This window comes from Amycolatopsis sp. NBRC 101858, assembly GCF_030269325.1.
GTDB classification, from domain to species: Bacteria; Actinomycetota; Actinomycetes; order Mycobacteriales; family Pseudonocardiaceae; genus Amycolatopsis; species Amycolatopsis ponsaeliensis.
In genome coordinates this window covers 815,418-839,352 of record NZ_BSTD01000002.1, presented here as the reverse complement: position 1 = coordinate 839,352, position 23,935 = coordinate 815,418, and the positions used below count along the sequence as shown (strand labels likewise).

20 protein-coding genes are annotated in these 23,935 nt (G+C 72.3%); 14 read left to right on the top strand and 6 right to left on the bottom strand.

What is annotated here, in order from left to right; genetic code table 11:
* Window positions 1–58: 58 nt before the first annotated feature.
* Window positions 59–3,124: a discoidin domain-containing protein gene (locus QSK39_RS17120; protein WP_285478733.1), complete on the bottom strand. Its 3,066-nt coding sequence runs from the start codon at window positions 3,122–3,124 to the stop codon at window positions 59–61.
* Window positions 3,125–3,318: 194 nt separating this feature from the next.
* Here QSK39_RS17120 and QSK39_RS17115 point away from each other — a divergent pair, with 194 nt between their 5' ends.
* From QSK39_RS17115 to QSK39_RS17095, 5 genes are all read left to right on the top strand, one after another.
* Window positions 3,319–4,071, top strand: coding sequence for a sulfite exporter TauE/SafE family protein (locus tag QSK39_RS17115; RefSeq protein ID WP_285478732.1), 753 nt, complete (start codon window positions 3,319–3,321; stop codon window positions 4,069–4,071).
* A gap of 43 nt (window positions 4,072–4,114) precedes the next feature.
* Complete coding sequence (locus QSK39_RS17110; RefSeq protein ID WP_285478731.1) at window positions 4,115–6,376, top strand: xanthine dehydrogenase family protein molybdopterin-binding subunit; 2,262 nt, start codon at window positions 4,115–4,117, stop codon at window positions 6,374–6,376.
* Window positions 6,373–6,843, top strand: a complete 471-nt coding sequence (locus tag QSK39_RS17105; RefSeq protein ID WP_285478730.1) for a (2Fe-2S)-binding protein — start codon at window positions 6,373–6,375, stop codon at window positions 6,841–6,843. Before QSK39_RS17110 ends, QSK39_RS17105 begins: the two co-directional genes overlap by 4 nt.
* Window positions 6,840–7,643, top strand: a complete 804-nt coding sequence (locus QSK39_RS17100; RefSeq protein ID WP_285478729.1) for an FAD binding domain-containing protein — start codon at window positions 6,840–6,842, stop codon at window positions 7,641–7,643. The genes QSK39_RS17105 and QSK39_RS17100 overlap by 4 nt, the downstream gene beginning before the upstream one ends.
* Before the next feature lie 97 nt (window positions 7,644–7,740).
* On the top strand, window positions 7,741–8,439 hold the full coding sequence (locus QSK39_RS17095; protein WP_285478728.1) for a flavin reductase family protein: 699 nt from the start codon (window positions 7,741–7,743) through the stop codon (window positions 8,437–8,439).
* 15 nt (window positions 8,440–8,454) lie between these two features.
* Here the strand turns inward: QSK39_RS17095 and QSK39_RS17090 are convergent, their stop codons facing one another.
* Complete coding sequence (locus QSK39_RS17090; protein WP_285478727.1) at window positions 8,455–9,384, bottom strand: hypothetical protein; 930 nt, start codon at window positions 9,382–9,384, stop codon at window positions 8,455–8,457.
* A gap of 113 nt (window positions 9,385–9,497) precedes the next feature.
* On the opposite strand from QSK39_RS17090, the gene QSK39_RS17085 reads away from it, so the two are divergent.
* The 8 genes from QSK39_RS17085 to QSK39_RS17050 all read left to right on the top strand — a co-directional run bounded on the left by QSK39_RS17085 (window position 9,498) and on the right by QSK39_RS17050 (window position 16,732).
* Window positions 9,498–10,421 carry a 2-dehydropantoate 2-reductase gene (locus QSK39_RS17085; RefSeq protein ID WP_285478726.1) on the top strand — a complete coding sequence of 308 codons (924 nt, stop codon included), beginning with the start codon at window positions 9,498–9,500 and terminating at the stop codon, window positions 10,419–10,421.
* Window positions 10,422–10,572: 151 nt separating this feature from the next.
* The gene (locus tag QSK39_RS17080) at window positions 10,573–11,415 is read left to right on the top strand and encodes an ESX secretion-associated protein EspG (protein ID WP_285478725.1); all 843 of its coding nucleotides are present in this window, start codon (window positions 10,573–10,575) and stop codon (window positions 11,413–11,415) included.
* A 20-nt stretch (window positions 11,416–11,435) separates the two neighbouring features.
* Window positions 11,436–11,906: a hypothetical protein gene (locus QSK39_RS17075; RefSeq protein ID WP_285478724.1), complete on the top strand. Its 471-nt coding sequence runs from the start codon at window positions 11,436–11,438 to the stop codon at window positions 11,904–11,906.
* Between the two features lie 8 nt (window positions 11,907–11,914).
* On the top strand, window positions 11,915–13,927 hold the full coding sequence (locus tag QSK39_RS17070; RefSeq protein WP_285478723.1) for a hypothetical protein: 2,013 nt from the start codon (window positions 11,915–11,917) through the stop codon (window positions 13,925–13,927).
* Between the two features lie 4 nt (window positions 13,928–13,931).
* Window positions 13,932–14,276: a type VII secretion target gene (locus QSK39_RS17065; protein ID WP_285478722.1), complete on the top strand. Its 345-nt coding sequence runs from the start codon at window positions 13,932–13,934 to the stop codon at window positions 14,274–14,276.
* Window positions 14,273–14,830: a YbaB/EbfC family nucleoid-associated protein gene (locus tag QSK39_RS17060; protein ID WP_285478721.1), complete on the top strand. Its 558-nt coding sequence runs from the start codon at window positions 14,273–14,275 to the stop codon at window positions 14,828–14,830. The genes QSK39_RS17065 and QSK39_RS17060 overlap by 4 nt, the downstream gene beginning before the upstream one ends.
* A gap of 85 nt (window positions 14,831–14,915) precedes the next feature.
* Window positions 14,916–15,452, top strand: coding sequence for a GNAT family N-acetyltransferase (locus QSK39_RS17055; protein WP_285478720.1), 537 nt, complete (start codon window positions 14,916–14,918; stop codon window positions 15,450–15,452).
* Window positions 15,449–16,732 (top strand): MFS transporter, encoded by a 1,284-nt coding sequence (locus tag QSK39_RS17050; protein WP_285478719.1) that lies wholly within the window; start codon window positions 15,449–15,451, stop codon window positions 16,730–16,732. The genes QSK39_RS17055 and QSK39_RS17050 overlap by 4 nt, the downstream gene beginning before the upstream one ends.
* Here QSK39_RS17050 and QSK39_RS17045 read toward each other — a convergent pair.
* Together QSK39_RS17045 and QSK39_RS17040 are read right to left on the bottom strand one after the other, a co-directional pair.
* Entirely contained in the window at window positions 16,718–17,938 is a 1,221-nt protein-coding gene (locus tag QSK39_RS17045; protein ID WP_285478718.1) for an SGNH/GDSL hydrolase family protein, read from the bottom strand. The genes QSK39_RS17050 and QSK39_RS17045 overlap by 15 nt on opposite strands.
* A gap of 406 nt (window positions 17,939–18,344) precedes the next feature.
* Window positions 18,345–18,611: a hypothetical protein gene (locus QSK39_RS17040; protein ID WP_284749372.1), complete on the bottom strand. Its 267-nt coding sequence runs from the start codon at window positions 18,609–18,611 to the stop codon at window positions 18,345–18,347.
* A gap of 228 nt (window positions 18,612–18,839) precedes the next feature.
* On the opposite strand from QSK39_RS17040, the gene QSK39_RS17035 reads away from it, so the two are divergent.
* Complete coding sequence (locus QSK39_RS17035; protein ID WP_285478717.1) at window positions 18,840–21,200, top strand: alpha-L-fucosidase; 2,361 nt, start codon at window positions 18,840–18,842, stop codon at window positions 21,198–21,200.
* Here the strand turns inward: QSK39_RS17035 and QSK39_RS17030 are convergent.
* Window positions 21,197–22,381 (bottom strand): 4-hydroxybenzoate 3-monooxygenase, encoded by a 1,185-nt coding sequence (locus QSK39_RS17030; protein WP_285478716.1) that lies wholly within the window; start codon window positions 22,379–22,381, stop codon window positions 21,197–21,199. The genes QSK39_RS17035 and QSK39_RS17030 overlap by 4 nt on opposite strands.
* Before the next feature lie 33 nt (window positions 22,382–22,414).
* The gene (locus QSK39_RS17025) at window positions 22,415–23,905 is read right to left on the bottom strand and encodes a glycosyltransferase family 39 protein (protein WP_285478715.1); all 1,491 of its coding nucleotides are present in this window, start codon (window positions 23,903–23,905) and stop codon (window positions 22,415–22,417) included.
* Window positions 23,906–23,935 lie beyond the last annotated feature (30 nt).

Genomic DNA, 23,935 nt, shown 5'->3' with positions numbered 1-23,935 from the left:
AGCCCTTGTGGTGCCAAGGTACTCGCCCCGGGGCCCGCCGCGAGTGGTGCGAGATCGATCAAGTCCGGACAGAAATCCGGGCGAGGCTCGCGTCGCCGGACCGCCAGCCCGTCCGGACCGCCACGTACCGGGCCGGCCCGCTGCCCGCCGTCCGGTAGGTGACGCCGTCGGTGCTGGTCTCGACGGTCGCCGGGGGACGGTGGCCGGGTGTCCAGGCCAGCTCGACCGCGGAAACCGCCGTCACCGCCCCGAGATCCACGACCATCCGGCCGTCCGGGCCGGGTCGCCACGCCGTCGCCGGGTCGTCGTCGACGGCCGCCGCGGGGCTCGACATCCCGGGCGGCAGCGGCGCCGCCGGGAACGTGGTCCGGCCGAGCGCGACGTCGGCCAGGGGGTACGGGCGGACGTCGCCGAACACGACCGGCACGGTCCGGCGCGGCGGCAGCACCACCGGCCGCGGCCGGCCGCCGTCCGGCGTCACGGTGACGAGGACCGGGAGGAACCCGGACGGCATGGTGATGTCGACCCGGCTCGCGTCGCGCACGACCGCCTTCAGCCCGGCCGGTCCCCGCACCGTGAACCGCGGGGGTTCGACGCGGCCTTCCGCCGCGCCCAGCGCGTAGGAGAGTTCGGTGCCGGTCCTCGTGACGGTCTGCTCGCCGCGGTACAGCCGGTACGTGCCGCCGTCCTGGGGAAGGGTGGCCGTGCCGCTCGCCGCGGCGCCGGAAAGGTTGAGCAGCACGAGGAAACCGTCGGTGACGGTCGCGCGGACCGCCGGTGTGCCGGTGGTGGCGCGGGTGCGGGCGGCCAGTTTCGAGGCGTTCGACGAGCCGGGATACAGCTCGGCGAGCAGGGGAGCGGCGGGGCCGTCGGAGAGCGTGACGCGGTCGCCGGTGACCGTCACCGGGTTCGGGCCGTCGACGACGATCCCGGCCCGGCCGTCGACGTCCAGCCAGCCCTTCGTGCTGCGCAGCGCGGGCACCGGGTAGGTCGCCACGGCCGTCCAGGTCGCGCCGTCGGGCGAGGTCTCGATGCGGTACTTGCGCCCGGCCGCCGCCTCCCAGCTCAGCCGGACGCGGTCGATGGTCTGCGGCGTGCCGAGGTTGATCGCGAGCCAGCTGTCGGCGCGTGGGCGGTCCGATGTGGACACTGCCCAGCGGGTGGCCGGGTCGCCGTCGTTGGCGTACTTGGCCTCCTTGCCCGCGCTTGCCGAGGACGCCGTTGCGGTTCCGGGTCGCGCCAGGTCCGGGCCGTCGCCGTCGCGGACTTCCAGGGCCCAGAGCGAATAGCCGTACGTCGGATCCGGCTGGACGCCGAGCATCCGGACGTGCCGGGCGGTGACCGGGGCGAACGTCAGGTCGTCGGTCCGGGCGCCGGTGGGTGCGGCCTGCGCCTCGAGCGTCACCTTGCCTTCGGCGGCGGTGTAGGTGCGGTCGCCGTCGAGGCCGGGCACACCGGGCATGGTGAGGTTGTAGACGTTCAGGACGCCTTCGCTCTCGGCGACGCCGGTGCTCGCGTAGACCGCGGCACCGGTCGGGAGGGTGGCGAGGGCGGCGTACCCGGCGTCGAAGCGCAGGACACCGACCGTGCCGTCGAAGCCGTCGCGGACCTTCTCGTAGGTCGTCGCGTGCCGTTCCTTGACGACGACGTTGGTCGCGGGCAGCAGCATCGGGTTGGCGCCGCCGAGCACGAACAGCCAGTCGTCGTGGTGCGGCTGCCAGGCGAACTTGACGAAGCCCGGCTTGGTCACCGTCGCGGCCCACGCCGCGGGGGAGCGGTGGGCCAGCAGGCCGGGTGCGGCCCCGAAGTCGGCGACCCCGGCGGCGTGGGCGTCGAACTCCGTCGTGCTCGCGGGGGTGACCGGGCCGCCGTGGCTCGTGCGCCACTCGTGGAGCAGGTAGCTGATGGCGAGTTCGGCGCGCGCTTCCGGCTCGTACTTCGGTTCGCCGGAGAACTTCGTGATCCGGTCGGCCGGCGCGTAGGCCTGGTACGGCTCGAGCCGCGCGGCGAGGTCGGCTTCGGCGCGGGCGGCGTGGCGGTCGCCGAGCACCTGGGCGCGGAAGGCGAGCGGGATGACGTCGCGGCCGTAGAGGTGCTCGCGGTCGGCGACCATCGGCATCAGCGGCTCGCCGGCGTCGCTGGTCATCAGCAGCATGGTGCGCCAGAGGAGCTCGCCGTTCGGCTGGGCGGTGAGGACTTCGGGCAGCGGCGTGCCGGCCGCGAGGAAGTGCATCGCGTTGCGGCCGGAGGTGCGCCACAGTTCTTCCTGGTAGTGCGGGCCGAACGAGCCGTGGTTCTCGACGAGGAAGGTGTCGTAGAGGTTGGTGGCGGTGTTGGCGCTGACCGGGACGCCGTCGACGAGCCGCGGGTTCGCCAGGTCGGCGGCCGGCAGCCCGCCTTCGTTGCGGCTCCAGGTGCCGAAGGCGTCGCGCCAGGCCTGGGCTCGGGTGTCGTTCGGCGCCCACGCGAGCGCCGGGGCGAGCGACTGGGCGTAGACGCCCATCTCTTCGAGCTTGGTGTCGCCGACGAAGCCGCCTTTCCGGCCGTTCGGCGTCCAGCCGCCGGACGTCGGGTCGTCCTTGTCGCCGAGAGCGGTGGTGTAGGCGGCTTGTTCCGTCGTGATGCGTTCGATGTTCTGCTTCGTGGCGTCGTCGAGGTCCGTCCACAGGAGACGGGCGGCGAGCAGGAAGTACGACTGGAAGGTGGTGTCGAAGAACAGCTTCCGGCCCCACTCGGTGCCGCCGGTGAGCAGGTTCGACGCGGCGAAGTGCTCGATGGTGGCGAGGGTGTGGGCCTTGAGCGTCGCTTGGCTGACGCCGGCCGCGGTTTCGTCGTAGCCGGGGCGGGTGAGCAGGAGCGCGTTGCCGAGGACGACGGCGAAGGTGAAGTCCTTCGCGGGGTAGATCCCGGCCGCGGCGTCGAACTGCTGCTCGGCCCAGCGGGTGTGCCGGAGCAGGACCCGCAGGTAGGTGGCGGCCACGGGATCCGGCGGACCCTGGGGCTTCGGGCCCACCGCGTTCTCGTGCACCGCTGCCGCTGCGACGCCCGGCAGCAGTCCGGAAGCCAGGAGGGCCGCGACGCCGCCCGCGCCCACGAGGGCCTTCCGCCGGTTCAACTCACCCATGGTCCGGTCTCCGCTCGATGACAACCTTGTCAGCGCGGATTCTGTGACGGCCCGCGGTGGTGGGGCAAGCCCGGCGCCGGATCCCGTCCGGTTTCGGACAAGGCCGGGGTAATTCGTATAACGGCCTATACCGCCGGCGCCGGTGGGAGCAATCTCACCGCGGCCCGCGGCACTCGGCGTGTTGAGATGACAACGTGATCACGGACCCCGGCGTCTTCCTCCTGCTCGTCCTGGCCGGGGTCGGGGCCGGCCTGACCGGGTCCATCGCCGGGCTGGCCTCGCTCGTCTCCTACCCGGCCCTGCTCGCCGCGGGACTCCCGCCGGTCACCGCCAACATCACCAACACCGTCGCCATGCTCGGCACCACCGCCGGTGGCGCCGCGGGCGCGCGGCCGGAGCTCGCCGGCCAACGACGGAAACTGATCCCGCTCTGCGTCATCACCACCGTCGGTGGCGCGTGCGGCGGGCTGGTCCTGCTGCTGACCCCGTCCGGCGCCTTCACCGCGATCGTCCCGTGGCTGATCGGCGGCGCCTCGGTCGTCCTCATGGCCGGGCCGCGGCTGCGCCGGCTGGCCGAAGGCGCCGAGCACCACGGCCTGCGCCCGGCCACCGGCGTCGCCGCCTTCCTCATCGGCATCTACGGCGGCTACTTCGGCGCGGCCGCGGGCGTGCTCATGCTCGCGTTGCTCGTGTCCGTCTGGACCCAGCCGCTCGCCCGGACGAACGCCGCGAAGAACCTGGTCACCGGCTCGGCGAACCTGCTCGCCGCGATCGTCTTCGCCGTCACCGGCAAGGTCGTCTGGGTGGCCGCTCTCGCCGTCTGCCTCGGTTCCCTCGGCGGCGCCTGGCTGGGCTCGACGCTCGTGCGCCACCTGCCCGCCACGCCGTTGCGCATCGGGATCGGCATCGCCGGCCTCGGACTCGCCGTGGTACTGGCGTTCTCCTGAAAACAGGGCATGATCGGCGGGGTATCGGCGAGCAGGAGACCAGATGAGCATTGTCGGGACCCGGGTGGTCCGCCAGGAGGATCGGAACCTGATCACCGCGGGCGGCACCTACGTGGACGATCTGCGGGAGGAAGCGCTTTCCGGCGCCGCGCATGCGGTGTTCGTGCGCAGTCCCGTCGCGCACGCGCGGATCGGAAGCATCGATGTGAGCGAGGCGAAGGCGGCGCCGGGGGTGCTCGGCGTGTTCACCGCCGCCGACCTCGGCCTCGACCCGCACGCCGCGGGGCCGGTGAAGGAACCGTGGCTGGCCGGTGAGGTGGTGCGCTACGTCGGCGAGCCCGTCGCGCTCGTCCTCACCGAGGAGCGCTACCAGCTGGCCGACGCGGCCGAGCTGGTCGACATCGACTACGACCCCCTCGGCGCCGTCGCGAGCATCGACGCGGCCCTGGCGGACGAGACGCTGCTGTACCCCGAGACCGGCAGCAACGTCATGCAGGTCAACGGTGCGCAGGAGTTCGACGACGGGATCTTCGCGGACTGCGACGTGGTCGTCACGACGACCATCGTCAACCAGCGGGTCGCGCCCGCGCCGCTGGAAGTCCGGGGCGCGTCCTGCGCGTGGGGCGAGGACGGCAGGCTGACGGTTTGGCTTTCCACGCAGAACGCCCAGATCGCCCGGACGCAGCTGGCCATGAGCCTCGGTGTCGGCGAGGAGAAGGTGCGCGTCATCGCCCCGGACGTCGGTGGCGGGTTCGGCGCGAAGATCGGTGCGGACCCCGAGGCGACCGTCCTCGGCTGGGCCGCCCGGGAGATCGGCCGTCCGGTCCGCTGGGTCGAGTCGCGCAGCGAGAACCTCACCTCGATGACGCACGGCCGCGCGCAGCAGAACACCGTGACCGTCGGCGGCAAGCGCGACGGCACCGTCCTCGCGTACCGCCTCGACGTCATCCAGGACGCCGGCGCGTACCCGCGGACGTTGTTCCTGCCGACGCTGACCGAGCTGATGGCCGTCGGCGTGTACCGGTTCCCGAAGGTGGAGACGCGCAGCCGCGCGGTCGTCACGAACACGACGCCGATCGCGGCCTACCGCGGCGCGGGCCGCCCGGAGGCGACGGCCGCGCTCGAGCGGGCGATGGACCGCTTCGCCGGCGAGATCGGCGTGGACCCGGCCGAGGTCCGCCGGGTCAACTTCATCCGGCCCGAGGAGTTCCCGTACACGACGCCGACGGGCGCGTCCTACGACACGGGCGAGTACGCGGCGGCCCTGGACAAAGCGCTCGAAGCCGCCGGCTACGCCGAACTGCGCGCGGAGCAGAAACGGCGGCGCGACGCCGGTGACCCGATCGAGCTCGGCCTCGGGATCGCCGCGTACGTCGAGATCACCGGTGGTGACTCCGGCGGCGAGAGCGGCCGCGTCGACGTCCACCCGGACGGCTCGGTCGTCGCGTGGACCGGCAGTTCCCCGCACGGCCAGGGCCTCGGCACGTCGCTGGCGATGCTGCTGTCCGACCAGCTCGGCGTGCCGCTGGACAAGATCACCGTCCGCCACGGTGACACCGACGAGGTGCCGAAGGCGGTCGGCACGTTCGGCTCCCGGTCGCTGCAGCTGGGCGGCTCGGCGATCCGGCAGGCCGCCGACGAGGTGATCGCGCAGGCCCGCGACCTGGCGGCCGACCTGCTGGAGGCGTCGGCCGACGACCTCGAGCTGGACGCCGAGCGCGGCGTCTGGCAGGTCCGCGGCGCGCCGTCGAGCTCGGTGCTCAGCTGGGCGCAGGTGGCCTCGGCCGCCGAGGGCAAGCTCACCGCCGACGTCTGGTTCGGCGGTGGCAAGCCGACGTTCCCGTTCGGCGCGCACCTCGCCGTCGTCGAGGTCGACACCGAGACCGGCAAGGTGGAGCTGCGCCGGATCGTCGCCGTCGACGACGCCGGCCCGATCGTCAACCCGCTCACCTTCCGCGGCCAGCGCCACGGCGGGCTCGGGCAGGGCGCGGCGCAGGCGCTCATGGAAGTCGTCACCTACGACGAAGACGGCAACCCGACGACCGCGACGCTGGCGGACTACTCGTTCATCACCGCCGCCGAGCTGCCGGACTTCGAGCTGGTCGACATGGCCACCCCGACCGACCGGAACCTGCTGGGCGTCAAGGGGATCGGCGAAGCGGCGACGATCGGCTCGACGCCCGCGGTGCACAACGCCGTGGTGGACGCGCTGGCCGGGCGCGGCGTCAAGCACCTGGACATGCCCACGACCCCGATCCGGGTCTGGGCCGCACTGGAAGCAGCCAGCAAGGAGAACGCGCGGTGAAGGTTTCGATCGAGGTCAACGGGCGGCCGGTGGCCGAGGAGGTGCCGGACCGGACGCTGCTGGTGCACTTCCTGCGCGACACCGCCGGGTTCACCGGAACGAACATCGGCTGCGACACGACGTCCTGCGGCGCCTGCACGGTGCTGCTCGACGGCGAGTCGGTCAAGTCCTGCACGGTGCTGGCCGCGCAGGCCGACGGCCACGCCGTCACGACCGTCGAGGGACTGTCCTCTTCGGACGGTTCACTGCATCCCGTGCAGCAGGCGTTCCGCGAGCAGCACGGGCTGCAGTGCGGGTTCTGCACCCCGGGGATGATCATGGCGTCGGTGTCGCTGCTGGCCGACAACCCGAAGCCGACCCGCGACGAGGTGCGGGCCGGGCTCGAGGGGAACCTGTGCCGCTGCACGGGGTACCACAACATCGTGAGCGCCGTGATCGACGCTTCGGGACAGGAGGTGGGCGAGTGATCCCCGCCGAGTTCCGCTACGAGCGCGTGTCCACAGTGGACGAGGCGCTGGCCCGGCTCGTGGCGCTGGGAGACGAGGCGAAGGTGCTGGCCGGCGGGCATTCCCTGCTGCCGCTGATGAAGCTGCGGCTGGCCGCGCCGGAGTACCTGATCGACATCGGGCCGGTCGACGAGCTCCGCTACGTCCGGCTCGACGGCGGTGAGGTCGTGATCGGCGCATTGTCGCGGTACAGCGACCTCGCGCAGGACCCGGTGCTGCGCGAGCACGCGCCGCTGCTGGCCCACGTCTCCGGCGAGGTCGGCGACCGCCAGGTCCGCCACCGCGGCACGATCGGCGGGTCGCTGGTGCACGCGGACTCCGCGGCGGACCTGCCCGCGGCGGTGCTGGCGTCGGACGCGGTGCTCGTCGCCCGCGGCCCGGCGGGGGAGCGGCGCATCCCGGCGGCGGAGTTCTTCCTCGGCCCGTTCACGACGCCGCTGGAGCCGGACGAGCTGCTGACGGAGATCCGCCTGCCGGCGCAGACCGGCCAGGAGTGGGGCTTCCGGAAGTTCACCCGCCGCGCGATCGACTGGGCGATGGTGGGGGTCGCGGTCGCCGGTGGCCGCGTCGGCCTGGTGAACATGGGCGGAGTCCCGCTGCGGGCTACGGCGACGGAGGCGGCCCTGGCATCGGGGGCGTCGGTTGCGGAAGCGGCCGAACTGGCGGCGGAGGGAACATCACCCCCGGACGAGCCCCACGCGACGGCCGAGTACCGCCGCCACCTGGCGCGAGTCCTGACCCGGCGGGCGCTGACCCGCTGAGCCGTCGTCGCGATCACCGGCGCCCGCTGCGGCGCCGGTGATCGCGACGGCCGATTCCCGCGAGTCTTCCGGCCGCGGCGGCGGCAGGATCGAAGGCGTGAAGACGGAAACCCTTGCGCACACGGCCATCGAGCCCGGCATCCTGTACTTCGGCACCCCGGTCGTCCTGATCTCCAGTTCGAACGAGGACGGCTCGGCGAACCTGGCCCCGATGTCCTCGGCCTTCTGGCTCGGCTGGCGAGCGATGCTCGGGCTCGGTGCCCGCTCCAAGACGGCCCAGAACCTGCTGCGCACGCGGGAGTGCGTGCTGAACCTGCCTTCCGACGCGCTCGCCGCGGCCGTCGACCGGCTGGCGTTGACCACGGGTTCGGATCCGGTTCCCGCGGGCAAGACTTCTCGCGGGTACTTCCACGTCGCGGACAAGTTCTCGCGTGCGGGATTGACTCCGGTCACTTCCGAGACCGTTGCGCCGCCTCGGGTTGCCGAGTGCCCGGTTGCGATGGAGGCCGTTGTCGAGGCGGTGCACCCCGTTGCCGACGACGATCCCCGGCAGCGTGGCGGGATCGTGGCCATCGAGGTCCGGGTGCAGCGGGTGTTCGTGCACGACGACATCCTGGTCCCGGGCACGACGGACCACATCGATCCCGACGCCTGGCGGCCGTTGATCATGAGTTTCCAGAAGCTCTACGGGCTGGGGCCGCAGGTTCACCCGTCCACCTTGGCCCGGATTCCCGAGCGGATGTACCGGGGGCCGGACATCGAGCGGGCGCGTTCCGTTTCCGGGGCCCGCGGTTGAGGTCCGCGGCCCGGCTCACGTCGCGTCGAGCCGGTCGAGCAGCGGGCCCAGCGTCTTGATCCCCGCCGTGACCGCCTCCCGCCCCTTGGCCGAGCTCACCGGCGGCTGCTGCGTCATCAGCACCACGACGTACCGCCCGCCCACCACGCCGGTCGTGTTCAGCACCAGCGCGTTCCGCAGGATCATCCACCCCTGCTTGATCTGCCACGAACGCCCGGGCAGGCCGTCCGGGATCCCGAAGTACTGATCCCACCCGTCATCCGCCGGGTTCCGCGCATCGCCCAGCGCCGCCAGCAACGGCGCCGCCACGTCGTCCGGGATCGCGTCCTGCAGGTACTCGTACGTCGCCACCACGTCGTTCGCGCTCGTCTTCGCCATTCCCCACTGGGTCGGGTCCTCGGGCGGCGTTGTGTGCGTAAGCCCGATCAGCGCCGCCGTCCGGGTGACGATCGCGGTGCCGCCGTTCTGCTCCCAGAACTCCGACGCGATCGCGTCGTTGCTGCCCTCCAGCATGTCCGTCAGGTCCTCGACCGCGTCCGCGTCGGGGAGCGCCCAGCCGCCGTCCGAGCGGACCTCGTCGATCGCGATCAGGAGCTTGACCACCGATGCCGTGTAGTACTCGCGGTCCGCGTCGAGGGAGGCCAGTTCCTTGCCCGATTCGCGGTCGTACAGGACGAATCCGACACTCGTGCCGCGCGACACCGCCGTCACCGCGGCGCTCACCTCGCCCGCCACCGACGACAGGTCCGGGTACGGGACCTCGGACGTCGACGCCACCGGGCTGACCGCCGTGTCGTCGGGCGACTCCGAAGAAGCAGCCGGGGAAGAAGCCGGAGGAGCGGCGGCCGGGGTTGCCCGGTGCCCGTCGACCACGACGACCATCCCGGTCGTCAATGCGGCGGCCGCCAGCCCCGCGCCCACCAGCGCCCGGATCCGTCTTCCCATGCCTGGTCAACGCCCGGCGCTCGCGAAACGACCTGTCGTTTCGCTGTGCATTGCTGTGGAGATGCTGTGGTCCGGGGACTGGGACGGCGGCCCGGGAGGCGTAGCGTCACGTCGTGAGCGACTTGAAGATTCTGGTGGTGGGCGCCGGCGCGACCGGTGGTTACTTCGGTGGGCGGCTGCTGCAAGCGGGCCGCGACGTCACCTTCCTCGTGCGGCCGGGCCGGGCGAAGCTGCTGCGGGACCGCGGCTTGCGGATCACCGGCCTCGGCGAAGACACCGTCCTCGCGCCGCCGCTCGTCGAAACCGGCGCCCTCGACCGGACCTACGACCTGGTTCTCGTTGCCGTCAAGGCGACCGGCTTGACCTCGGCCATCGACGATTTCGCCCCCGCCGTCGGCCCCGGCACGCTGATCCTGCCGTTCCTCAACGGACTCGCGCACGTCGACGCCCTCGACGCGCGGTTCGGCAAGGACGCCGTGCTCGGCGGGGTCGCCAAGGTGCAGACGACGATCGACGACGACGGCGCCATCCGGCGGCTCGGCCCGCTGCAGAGCCTGGCCTACGGTGCTCGCACGGATCCCGCGCCCGAAAAGCTGCGTGACGTCGACGAAGCCATGAAGAACGCCGGGTTCGGCGCCGCCCTGGACGAGCGGATCACCGAGTCCATGTGGGCGAAGTGGGTGTTCATCGCCGCGATCGGCGCGGTGAACAGCCTGATGCGCGCGACGATCGGCGAGGTCGTCGCCGTCCCCGGCGGCACGGCGTTCGCCGAAGCCGTCGTGGCCGAAGCGGCCGCCGTCGCCGAGGCTGCCGGGTACCCGGTGCCCGCAGCCGAGCTCGCGGGCACCCGCAAGACCGTCACCGACCCCGCGATGGGGGGATCTTCGCTCTACCGTGACCTGCTCGGCGGTCACCCGGTCGAGGGGGACCAGATCTTCGGCGATCTCACCGCGCGTGCCCGTGAGCTGGGCATTGCCGTGCCGATTCTCGATCTCGTCACCCTGCAGCTGCGGGTGCACCAGAACCGCATCGGGTGATCTCGTCACCGACCGCGCTTTGCCCGCACAGGCCGGTGATCGTGGTCTTTCGGGCATCCGCGTGGCGGCGCCGACGCGGGGTCCCCGGGCACTGATAGCCTTTGGCAGGAAAGTTGCTTGAGGGTTTGACGAAAGAACACAGCGAGGGGAAATGGCGGACAGGTTCGAGTTCGTCCTCGAGGTCGTCGAAGCCCTCGTCGTGGGCCAAGCCACCGGCGGTGACGTGCGGCGCTACCCGCTGCGCGCGGGCAACCTCCCGGCCGACCCGGTGCGGTTCGTGCGGGTCGCGCGCCAGGTCTACGACGCGCTCGAGGAGCGACGGCTTTCGGTTTCGGGCGAACTGCACCCCGGGGTGCGGACGGCGTTCGAGCTGCTGGCCGCGCCGCGCGTTTCGGTTGCGGTGAGCGGGATCGACGGCCTCGGCGCCGACGTCGCCGTGCTGGTGGTCACCGACGGCGCCCAGGCGCTCGGCATCACCCAGGCCGCGGACACCGACGATCTGCTGTTCTCGCTGTTCGCCGACGAGGAGCTGGTCGAGGTCGTCACCGGCGTGCTGCCCCCGGCCCCGGCCGCGACCACCGGCAAGCACGTCGTGCACCGCGCCGCCGGGCGTGAGGTCTCGGCCATGGCGGCGAAGCGGATCGCGGACGCCGAGTTCGACGAGGAAGAGACCGACGCCTTCGGCATGATCGAGGTCAAGGCCGTGGTGCGGCCGGGCCGCCGGCCGCCGGCGCCGAAGCCCTCCGACGTCGCGGTGCTCGAGCGGGTGCTGGCCGAGCCGCGGCTGGGTGGCGGGCACATCGCCGTCAGCGCGCAGAGCCGGCGCGGCGAGCGGCTCGCGGGCGAACCGCTGAGCTGGCTGGACACCGCCGACGGCCGCTACCTGGTGCACACCAAGACCGGCGAAGCCGGCGAACTGACGGCGGAGTACGTACCGGCCGGCCGCGCCGACCTCGCGCGCGCGATCCGCGAAGCGATCGCCGCCGTCTACTGACCGGGAAGGAACAGCTTCTGATGACGGAAGAGACCGAGGCGGTCGCCCAGGCTCTCCAAGCGACGGCGCAGATGCAGACCGCGACGGAACCCGCGCAGAAGGCGATGGCGGCGGTCCGCGTCGGCCTCGCCGGCGCCCAGCTGAAGCGGCTCGCGCAGACAGGCAGCTTCGCCGTCGACGACACCACGGGCAACCAGCTGATCGAAGCCCTCGAAGGCGTGCTCGAGTCCCTCGAGCAGCGCTGGGCGAACCTCCAGCGGCTGCACGACGCGCCCGCGATGAGCCGCACCGCCACCGGGCAGTGGGTTTCCGCGCACATGGTGAGCACCGCCGCCGACGAGAACGGCCTCGTCACGCAGCTGCAGGCCGCTCGCCAGGAGTTCCCCACCTACATCGAAGCCATCAAGCTCGCGAAGCAGAACTACAAGTCGCGGGAAGAGACGACGCGCACGACCCTGACGTCGCTCCCGACCGCCTCCGACCTGAGCTGAGGGACATCGTGGCTCGCAACGCCTTCAACGGCCATCACCACGGCGCACACCAGAGCGCCCAGACCGTGTCGGACCCCGGGTCCCCGGACTACAACCCGCGCAGCCCGCTCTACGACGTCACGCTCGACAGCTCGTCGAAGTACTACGTCGGCCCGCTGAGCACGGACAACTCGCCCTCCGGCGACGACATCCGCGCCATGGCCACCCAGCAGGTCGACGACGAGATCCGGGCCGGCTGGCTCGGCCCGGCCGTCGACCCGGTGCTGCGCGACAAGAAGATCCAAGAGGTCTACCAGCAGCACCTCGACCAGTCCCGGCAGGGCCTCGACGAGGGCTTGACCATGCGCGAGAACGGCGGCGCGCCGAAGACGCTGTGGGCCAACGCCAGCCACGAGCAGATGAACGAGGCGATCACCCAGGACGCCAACCCGGCGACCGTCGCGGAGACGTCGGAGGAGTGGGTCTCGGTCGGCAACGACCTGGGGACGCACCAGCAGAACCTGGCCGACGCGATCAACGCGAGCACCAGCAACTGGCAGGGCGACGCCGGCAACGCCGTGCGCGAGCACCTCGCCGGGGTCGGCAAGTGGCTGGGCGCGACCGCGCAGGGCGCGACGCTCGCCGGGCGCCAGCAGGAGATCCACTCGCAGGCGCTCAACGAGACCCAGCGGCAGATGGTCGCGAACCCGCCGGTCCAGTTCGACCTGCAGGCCACGAACCAGAAGCTCATGTCGATGACCGACCCGGTGCAGTACGCGGCGGCGGCCGGCGAGGCCATGCAGACCTACCGGGCGCAGACGGCGGCCCGGGACCACGCCGCGCAGATCATGACGCAGTACGACGAGACCATCGGCGGCGCGGTCGCGACGCCGCGGTTCCCGGCTCCGCCGAAGCTGCCGTCGGCGACGGCTCGTTCGGCGACCAGCCAGGCGGGCGGCGCCGGTGCCGGCACGGACGGTTCCCAGCCGTTGACGGCGCGCACGGCGATGGACCCGCTTTCGGCGCGGATCCCGGCCGAAGGGACCACGAGCGGGCTCGACGGCGCGAACGGTCCGGGCGGCGCGGGCGCGCCCGGCTCCGGCATCCCCGGCTCCGGCATCCCGGGTTCGGGCATCCCCGGTGGCGGCTCGGGAGCGGGTGGCTCCGGGTTCTCCGGCAGCGGTATCCCCGGTGGCGGTTCCGGTGCGGGCGGTTCCGGGTTCTCCGGCTCCGGCATCCCGGCCGCGTCGGGCGGCGGTGGCGCGGGCGGCTCGGGTGCCGGTGGCTCGGGCTTCTCGGGAGCGGGCATCCCGGAGATCCCGGGCGGCGGCAGCTTCACGGGCTCCGGCATCCCCGGCTCGTCGATCCCGATCAGCGGCGACGGGACGACGTCCTCCGGCTTCACGCCGTCCGGGATCCCCGGCGGCGGGGGCCCCGGCGGCAGCGGCTTCAACCCGGGCTCGATCCCCGGGATCCCGGACACCTCGGGCGGCGGCGGTGGCGGGATCCGCGGCGGCGGCATCCCGGGCTTCAACCCTCCCGGCATCGACCCGATCACCGGCCTGCCCACCGGCACCGGCCCGGGTGGTATCCCCGGCGGCGGCACCGGCATCGGCAAGATGCCGACCATCGGCCGCGGTGGCGGGATCAACGGCGAAAGCATCGCGAGCCGGCTCGGCGGCATCCCCGGCGGCGGGGGAGCCGGTGGCGGTTCCCTCGGCGGGATCGGCGGCTCGGGCAGCGGCGCCGGTGGCGCGGGCATGCGCGGCGCGGGCAACCTGAGCGGTGGTGCCGCGTCGGGCGCGGCCGCGGAGGCCGAAGCGGCCGCCATGCGGAACGCGGGTGCGGCGGGCGGCAAGGCCGGTGCGGCGGGCAGCCCGGGCATGGGCGGCATGGGCGCCGGCCGTGGCGGTAAGAAGGAAGACGACAAGGAACACAAGGCCGCCGACTACCTCGAGAGCGACGACCCGAACTTCTTCGCGGGCGAAGAAGCGGTGGCGCCTCCGGTGATCGGTGACTGGAAGAACCAGGATTGGAAGTGAGGGCATGACGGCCGGCGGATTCGAGGTCGAGCCGGACGACCTGGTCGCGCACTCGAGCCACGTCGAGAGCCTGGTGGACCGGCTCGACACGGCGGCGGCCGCGGCCGACACGGCGATGTCGGACCACGCGTACGGGCTGCTGTGCGCGTTCCTCCCGCCGATCATCCGGCCGACGGGTGAGAAGGCGAAGGAAGCGCTGACCGCGTCGAGCGAGGGCGTGCGCGGCCTGGCCGACAACGTCAAGACGGCCGCGCAGTCGTACCGGGACGGCGAAGAGGGCAACGCCCAGCCGTTCAAGCGGCAGCTCGCGGCCGCCCCGCGCACGGCGGAAACGAAGGTGCAGGCATGACGGGCCCGAACAACGGCCTGGGGGACCTGATGCGGGACCCCGACGAGACGATCCGCCGGATGGACGACTGGGCCGCCGGGTTCGCGGCCAAGGCCGAGCGCTACCAGGCCGCGCAGGAGCAGACCGAACGGCTGCGGCTGACCGCGAGCAGCGGCGACGGCGCGGTGAGCGTCACCGTCGGTGCCGACGGCACGGTCACCGACCTGACGTTCAGCAACAAGATCAAGTCGTTCCCGCTGGACGAGCTGTCCCGGACGATCCTGACCACCATGCGGCGGGCCCAGGCCGGCATCGCCGAGCGCGTGGCGGGCGTGATGACCGAGCAGCTCGGCGACGAGGACCGCGAGACCCGGACGCTGCTGCTGGACAACCTCCGCGGCCGGTTCCCCGACCCGGACGAGCCGGAGGACGCGCCGCCGCCGCCCGCCGAACCGCCGCCCACGCCGCCCTCGCCCGCGCCGCCTGCCGGTGGGGCCGGGGCGCCCCCGGCGTCGCCGCCGCCGCGGCGCACCGGGGCCACCGACCCGGACGAGCAGGACAACAACCCGTGGTGACCGGGGGCTGAGGACCCGCCGACCGGCTTGGCCCGGCCGGGCGGCACTCCTCGACAGACGGCTTCCGGGGGTCGACACTGAGCCGATGACCGGCCTGATCACCGGAAGCCGCGTCCGCCTGCGCCCCGCCGCAGCCGCGGACGCCGCCCGGTTCGAGGAGATCCTGTCGCACCCGGACGTCGCCCGGTGGTGGGCGGACGCCGAAGAACCGGTGGCCGCCCAGGTTTCGTACCTGCTGGACCCCGACGACGGCACCACGACGTACGCCATCGAGCACGAGGGCGTCGTCGTGGGCATCGAGCTGGCCTTCGAAGAGGCCGACCCGCAGTACCGGCACGCCGGGATCGACATCGCTGTCCACCCGGACTGGCAGGGCCGTGGCCTCGGCTCGGACGCGATCCGGACGCTGGCCGAGCACCTGTTCACCGTGCGCGGGCACCACCGGGTGGTGATCGACCCCGCGGCGGACAACAAGTCCGCGATCCAGCTCTACCAGTCGCTCGGCTTCCAGCCGGTCGGCACGATGCGCTCCTACGAGCGCGGTCCGGACGGCAGCTGGCACGACGGGCTGCTGATGGACCTGCTGGCCGAAGACCTCCTCCCGGCTTTCGCGGGCTCGTGAGCACGCCGGCGCCGGCCGAGGCCACTCGGCAGCTGCGACGGGTCGCCGTCGCGAGCGCGATCGGGACCACGATCGAGTGGTACGACTACTTCATCTACAGCACGGCGACGGCACTCGTGTTCGGCAAGCTCTTCTTCACGACGCTCTCGCCCGCATCCGGCACCCTCGCCGCGTTCGCGACGCTCGGCGTCGGGTTCCTGGCCCGCCCGGTCGGCGGGATCCTGTGGGGCCACTTCGGCGACCGCGTGGGCCGCAAGGCGATGCTGGTGCTGTCATTGCTCCTGATGGGCGTGGCGACGGTCGGTGTCGGCCTGCTGCCCACGTACTCCGCGATCGGTGTCTGGGCCCCGATCCTGCTGCTGGTCCTGCGGCTGCTGCAGGGCCTGAGCGCGGGTGGCGAGTGGGGCGGTGCGGCGCTGATGGCGGTCGAACACGCCCCGGAGGGGCATCGCGGCCGGTACGGCGCGTTCTCGCAGATCGGCGTCCCCGCCGGGCTGATCCTGGCGCAGCTGTTCTTCTTCATCCTCGGCCGCACGATGTCCGACGCGCAGTTCGCGGCGTGGGGCTGGCGGGTGCCGTTCCTGGCGAGCATCGTGCTCGTCGGCGTCGGCCTGGTGATCCGGCTGCGGATCGAGGAGACGCCGGTGTTCGCGCGGTTGCGGGAAACCGAGGCGCGCAGCAGCCGGCCGATGGTCGACGTCTTCCGGGAGCGGCCGCGCGCGTTGCTCGTGGCGTCGGGCAGCTTCATCGCGAACACCGCGATCGGGTACATCTTCCTGGCGTACCTGCTGTCCTACGGCACGTCGGTGCTGAAGATCGACCGGACCACGCTGCTGGTGGTGGTCATCGTCGGCAGCGTGACGTGGCTGGTGAGCATCCTCGTCACGGCCGCGTGGTCGGACCGCGTCGGCCGCAAACCGGTGTACCTGGCCGGGTCGGTGCTGCTGGTGGTCTGGCCGATCCCGTTCTTCCTGCTGGTGGACACGAAGGCCGCGGTCTGGCTGATCGTGGCCGTGGTGGTGCTGAACATCGGGCTGGGCGCGACGTACGGGCCGCAGTCGGCGTTGTTCGCGGAGCTGTTCGAGCCGCGGTTCCGCTACAGCGGCGCGTCGTTCTCCTACGCGGTGGGCGCGGTGCTGGGCGGCAGCTTCGCGCCGCTGATCGCGACGGCGTTGCAGACCTCGACCGGGACTTCGTTCTCGGTGTCGCTCTACCTGGTGGGGGTGGCGGTGCTCAGCCTGGTGGCGGTGCTGTTCATTCCGCGCTCACAGCCGGTCTAGTCGGACGGCGGCGGCCATCCGCTCGTACCCGGCGTCGCCCGGGTGGAGGTGGTCGCCGGAGTCGTAGGCCGGGAGCATCCGGAGCGGGTCGGCCGGGTCGCGGACGGCGGCGTCGAAGTCGACGACGCCGTCGAACACCCCGCTGGTGCGGATGAACGTGTTCACCGCGGTGCGGGTCGCTTCGAGGGTTTCGTCGTAGACGCCCCAGCCCTTGAACGGCGTGAGCGTGCCGCCGAGGACGCGGATGCCGCGGGCGTGCGCCTGCGTCACCAGCTGGCGGTAGGCCGAGGTGATCGCGTTCGGGTCGGTCTGGTGCGGGTCCTGCTGGATGTCGTTGATGCCTTCCAGCACGATCAGCGTCCGCACGCCACCGACGCTCAGCACGTCGCGGTCGAAGCGGGACAAGGCGTTCTGGCCGGCACCCGACCCGGGCACGTCGAGCAGCAGCCGGTTGGCGCTGATGCCCGCGTTGAGCACGCCGAAGCGGCCGTGCAGCCGGTCGGCGAGGTAGTCCGGCCAGCGGTGGTTGGTCCCGGCGACCGAGCCGACGCCGTCGGTGATCGAGTCGCCGAGCGTCACGATCGAAGCCTCGGCACTGCCCTGGACGTCAACGCCGGAAACGTAGTGCCACACGGAAGTCTGCTCGGTGTAGGGCGCGCCCGACTCACTGCCGGCGAAGTCGCCCGCACGCGTGAAGTACGACGTCTGCGAAGCGGCCGGGTGGTAGGTGACGGGGCCGGACTTCGTGGGCACGTAGGTCGTCACGAGCAGGTTGGCGTCGGCCGGCACGCGCAGGCTCACCGGATCGCTCAGGGCTTCGGCGCCCGCCGGGACGACGACGCTCAGTGCGCCGCCGAAGGTCAGCGACCGCAGCGTGCCGGGCACGGCGTCCGGGCCGGTGCCCTGGACCGCGACGGTGACGTGCCCGAAGGTCAGGGGAGTGGCGCCGAAGGCGTTCGACAGGTGGACGCGGGCCCGGTCGCCGCCGGCACTGGTGTGCACGACGTTGCGGATCGAAAAGCCGGGGTAGCCGTCCGGGGTGTTGGCGACGGCGGACGCGGGCGCGGCGGCCCACGTGCCGACCCAGCCGCCGACGGCGTGCTCGGCGATCGCCGGGGCAGCGCTTTCCGGATTCGCGCTGCCGGAAGTCGTGAGGATGCCGAACCCTGCCAGAAGTGCCGCGCTCACGGCCAGAAAGCGTCGCATGCACTCACAGTGGCGCGACTGCTCCGGACCAGCGACCGCTGATCAGGTGAGCGAATCGGACAAGATCCCGGACAGTGCACTCGGCGAGGGAGCGGGCCCGTCCGGGATTCTGGGGATGCCGGACGGGCCCGCGCGAGGTGGCCGTTGCCGCGACGGCCGCTCGCCGGAGTGCCCGGTCCCGATCGGGCGGAGGCTGGCCCGGATCGTTTGCGTCGTGGCGACTCCGGAGGGCGTGTGCGAGACGCCCTCACCCAAAGCACGGTCCCCGGCCCGGGGCGGTTCAGCCCGGTTCGGGGTTTTGTCGACCTCACTTCGTCGCCGCCGCGAAAGACGCGAAAGCCGTGAAGGGCACCTTCATGGCTGTGACGTCCATGAGGATGCCCTTCACGGCTTTCGAGCGGGAGGCTCAAGCGGCGGCGGGAAGACCTCCGCCGAGCGCGCGGTGCCCGGCGTCGGTCAGTTCGGCCGGGGCCCACTGGCCGCGCGCCGGGGTGCCGATCGCGCGGATCAGCCCGGCGCGGGCGAGGTCGTGGGCGGTGTTCTGGTCGCAGCACGACAACCCGTCCACGCGGAGGTCGGGTTCACAGCTGCAGCGGAGCTCGGCGCGCCCCTCGCCGACCGCCTTCAACATGGCGATCGCGCGGCGGCTCAGTGCGCTCGGGTAGGTGGACATCGGTCTGGCCTTTCGACGCGGCTGGGTTCTGGCGGCGAGTGCTGCAGCTCGTTACCCAGGACTACGGGCCGGACCTGAGCGAGGTTCATAACGATCGGCTCTTGACAGCGGAAGGCGCAGCGAGCAGGGTCAGTCGTCGGATGAATCAGCTCCGCCAACGACAGATCGGCCAGCTAGGGGCGAACTCTGTCGTCATTCCGCCGTAGTCATCCGATCCCTGGAGGTTCAGTGACGACCTTCCCCCGCCGACAAGCTCTCGGCATCGCCCTGGGAGGCGCGGTGGCGCTCAGCGCGGCCGGCCGCACCTCGGCCGGCGCCAGTGGTGCGGCCGTGCCCGTCGACGCCGCCGCGGACAGCCCCGGCACCCCGATCGTCCCGCCCCCGCCACCCGTCCCGGTCGCCCTCGACACGTGGTTCTCCAACGACGGCATCGACAGCGCGTCGGCCCCCGGCGGCGACTTCGACGGCTCCGGCTACACCTTCCCGGCCGAGCACCTGCCGGTCGGGCAGACCGCCACCGTCGGCGGCGTTCCGTTCAAGCTCGGCTCCGCGGCCGCCGGCGCGAAGAACGACATCGCCGCCACCGGCCAGACGATCGACCTGCCGAAGGGGCGGTACTTCGTCGCGTACTTCCTGGTCGCCGCCAGCTACGGCGCGACCGGCGGCACGGCGACCGTGCACTACGCCGACGGCAGCACGAGCACCGGCTCCCTCTCCGGCCCCGACTGGTACACCGGCTCCGGCGCGCTGGTCGCGCCGTTCCGCTACGCGCCCGGCGGCGTCGTCGACGACAACCCGGTTTCCCTGGCCACCGGCCAGGTCTGGGTCGATCCGGCCCGCGACGCCGTCGCGCTGACCCTGCCCACCACGGCCACCCCGGCCCCGAACGTCTCCAGCCTGCACGTCTTCGCGCTCACCCTGCAGCCGGTGGCGGTCGGCCGCTCGGCGCTCATCCTCGACGGCCGCTCGGCGGCCAACCTGCTGACCGACGGCGGTCCGCAGGCCGCGGAGGCGACCGTCGTCAACGCGGGCACGGTGTGGCTCGGGGCCGGGGACAAGGTCAGCGTCACCGTCGACGTCCCCGGCGGCCGGACGACCGTGCCGGCGGCCATCCGCGCGCTGGCGCCGGGGGAGCAGGCGACGGTCCGGCTCGGGCTCGCCCCGAACGCGTCCGTGCCGCCCGGGACCACCACGAACGGCCAGGTCCGCGTCACGGCCGGGCGGGGCACCCTGGCCACCCAGCAGATCCCGGTCACCCTCGGCGTCCCGGACTTCCGGCCGACGGACGCGTCGCTGTCGACGCACCGCGCGCCGTATTGGTTCAATGACAGCAAGTTCGGCATCTTCATCCACTGGGGCGTGTACGCCGTGCCCGCGTGGGCGCCGGTCGGCCAGCAGTACGCCGAGTGGTACTGGCAGAACCAGCAGGACCCGAACGGCGCGACCTACGCCTACCACAAGGAAAAGTACGGCGAGGACTTCGCCTACGACGACTTCATCCCGATGTTCACCGCGAAGAAGTTCGACCCGCGCACCTGGCTGAAGCTGATCGCGGACGCGGGCGCCGAATACTACGTCCTCACGTCCAAGCACCACGACGGCTTCGCGTTGTGGGACACCAAGGTCAGCGACCGCAACTCCGTGAAGCTCGGCCCGAAGCGCAACGTCATCGCCGAGTTGTTCGCGGCGTCCCGGAAGTACACGCCCCAGCTGCGCAACGGCCTGTACTTCTCGCTGCCCGAGTGGTTCAACCCCGACAACCCGTGGATGGGGCACGCGCCGCGCAACCCCTACACCGGCGCGCCCTTGCCCTACACCGGTTACACGGCCGGGAAGGACTTCGTCCGCGACTACCAGGCGCCGCAGGTGCTCGAGCTGATCTCGGAGTTCGACCCGGACGTCCTGTGGTTCGACATCGGCGGCGTCAACGACTCCCGCGCGGTGGTCTCGGAGTACTTCAACCACGCGAAGAACCGCAAGCGCCCCAAGGACGTCACCTACAACGACCGCGGCGGCATCCCCGACCACGACTTCACGACGCCGGAGTACACGACGTACCCGAACACCGTGGTGGCGAGGTGGGAGGCGAGCCGCGGCCTCGACCCGTTCTCCTACGGCTACAACCGCGCGACCCCCGACGACCGGTACATGACGGCCGACGAGGTCGTCCGGACGCTGGTCGACATCGTGTCGAAGAACGGCAACTTCCTGCTCGACATCGGTCCCGACTTCGACGGCACCATCCCGGACGTCATGCAGAAGCACCTGCGCGACGCGGGCGCGTGGCTGAAGGTCAACGGCGAGGCCATCTACGGCACGACGTACTGGTCGCGGATGGCCCAGCTCGGCGACCTGCGGTTCACGGTCAAGCAGAACGAGGCGTTCTACGTGCATTCACTGGTGGCGCCGGGCAGCAGGCTGGTGGTCGACGCGCCGGTCCCGATCCGCAGCGGGGACCGGGTGACGATGCTCGGGTACCGCGGGAACCTGCACTGGACGGTCGAGAACGGTTCGCTGGTGATCGACGTCCCGGCCGCGGCCCGGCAGGCCGGCCGCTTCGCCTGGGTGTTCAAGATCGCCTGGAGCTAGAGGTCGGCGTTCTTGCCGATGTAGAGCTCCGCGAACGCCGCCGCGGCCGCGGGCGAACCCAGCAGGCGGCGCATCCGGGCCTCCGCGACGCGCGCCGCGAACGGGTTGTCGCCCGCGGCCGCGGTGTGGTGGAAGATGTCCGACAGCCACAGCGAAAACTCCTGGTACTGCCACACCAGCGGGAGGCACGCGGCGGAGTACCCGGCCAGCCGCGCGGGATCGCCGGCGTAGTACGCCTGGTAGGCCTCGGCGAGCAGGAACGCGTCGTGCAGGGCGAGGTTCATGCCCTTCGCCGCGATCGGTGCGACCAGGTGCGCCGACTCGCCCGCCAGGTGCAGCCGGCCGTGCGCCATCGGCTCCACGACGTAGTTGTGCATGTCGAGGATCCGCTTCTCGATCAGCTTTCCTCCGGTGATCGGGCCGTCGGGCACCGCCAGCCGGGCCTGCAGTTCCGTCCAGACGCGCTCGTCGGGCCAGTCGTCTGCGGTTTCGCCTGCCGCGGTCTGCAGGTAGAACCGGGTCACCGTGGGCGTGCGGGCCATGTGCGCGCCGAACCCGCGCGGGTGGATGCCGAACAGCACCCCGTCGGCGGACGGTGGCGCTTCCGCGAGCAGGGCCAGCCAGCCGATTCCGTAGTCGTGGTGGGACTTCACGGTCGATTCCGGGGGCAGGTGGCCCTGGGAGACGCCGCGCGCGCCGTCGCAGCCGGCGATGAAGTCGCAGTCGATCCGGTGCTCGCCCTCGGCGGTCCGGAACGTGACGGCGGGGGAGTCCGACGTCAGGTCGTGCAGCCGGACGTCGGAGACTTCGAAGACCGCTTCACCGCCTGCGTCGGTGTACTGCGCGACCAAGTCGGTGACCAGAAGTTGTTGTGGGTAGACGAAATGCCGCTGCCCGGTGACGTCGCCGTAGCGGAAGGTGTGCCGCTGCCCGGCGAACCGGAACTCGAACTTCTCGTGCCGCGGCGCCTTCGCGACGAGCTGTTCGCCCAGGCCGCGCTGCTCGAGCCCGCGGACGGCCCACTCTTCGATGAACCCGGCCCGCGGCCGCTGTTCGATGAACGCCCGGCTCTCCTGCTCCAGCAGCACGCAGCCGATCCCCGCGCGCCGCAGCAGGTTCGCCACCGTGAGCCCGGCCGGGCCCGCCCCCACCACGGCCACCGCCGTGCGCCTCGCCACCATGCGCCCGAGGGTAGCGCGAACCGGGCAAATCGTTCAGTAGTACTGGCGAAGGAGCGGCCACGCCGTCGACCACGGTTCGGTCAGCGTGCACAGCGAGAGCATGACGCCGTTTTCGTCGTTGTCGACGCCTTCGGCGGTGTGGTGCTTGGCCACCACGCGGCAGCCGGTGATCAGCCGCGACGCGGGCGAACCGCGCTCGAAGCTCCCGATGAGCAGCACCGGGCCGACCTGCCGGTCCGGCGGCGGGCCCCAGTCGGCGTAGGACATGTGCGGCGAATACGGCTGGGGCAGCCCGCGCTCGGGCCCGTAGTGCTCCAGCGCGCCCGCCTCCCCGTAGTTGCCGGCGAGGATCACCGCGGTGTCCTGCTCGGTGGCCGGGATCCGCGCCCACGCGCCGGCGACCGTGTCGGCGAACCCCGGCCAGCCGACCTGCTCGCCGGGTTCCTTGTTGACCGCGAGCAGCGGGCCGTTGAGGGCCGAGGCCGGGACCACCGGGAGTCCGGTGAGGACGGACACGACCGCGCACACCGCGGCGGCCGCGCCGGTGAGCACCCGCCGCGTCGTCCCGCCCCGGCTCAGCCACCGCAGCGCCGGTTCCGCGCCGAGCGCCACCAGCGGCAGCAGCAACGGCACCGAGTAGTACGGCTTCCCGCCGAGAACCAGGAGTTCGGCACAGACCACCGGATAGGCGATCGCGAGCGCGCGGGCCCAGCGCAGGGCGGGGTCGCGCCACGGCCGGACGAGCCCGGCGATCCACCCGGGCACCAGCACGGGGGAGAGGTAGACCAGCTGCATCGGCATGAACAGGATGCGGTTCTCGCCGCCGTCGTCGCTGATCCCGCCGGCGACGGTGAGCATCGGCCAGCCGTGCGACGCCTGCCAGAGCACGACCGGCGCGGCGAGGACGGAGGCGATCCCGATGCCGCCCGCGAGCCACCACGTCCGCAGCACCCCCCGTGGCCCGGCGATCGCCACGCCGATGCCGAGCCCGGACAGCAGGAGCAGGACCAGCCACTTGTTGGCCAGGCCGATCCCCGCGGCAGCACCGACGGCGAGCCACCACCGGCCGTCACCGGTGCGCAGGAGCTTCAAGCCGAACAGGGCGATCAGCGACCACAGCAGCACGTCCGCCGAGTTGGTGGCCAGCATGTGCGACACCACCAGGACGTACGCCGAGAGTGCCGTCGCGATCGCGGTGAACAGCTGCGCGCCGCGGCCGCCGCCGAACTCGCGGGCGATCAGCGCGACGACCACCACCGTCGCCATGCCGAGCAGGGTCGCGACCACGCGCAAACCCGTGGGCGTCTCGCCGAACACCGCCGTCGACGCACGCGCGAGCCACGGCGTGATCGGCGGGTTGTCGACGTAGCCCCAGTCCGGCCGGTGGCCCGCCGCGACGAAGTACAGCTCGTCGCGGTGGAAGCCGTAGCGGCCGGACAACAGGGTCAGGATCACCGCCTGCGCGGCGACGACGATTCCCACTGGCAGCGCGGCGAACCGCGGCAGGTCCCGACCGGCCCCCATGGCAGTCTCCCCTCGGCGTGCCCGGATGCT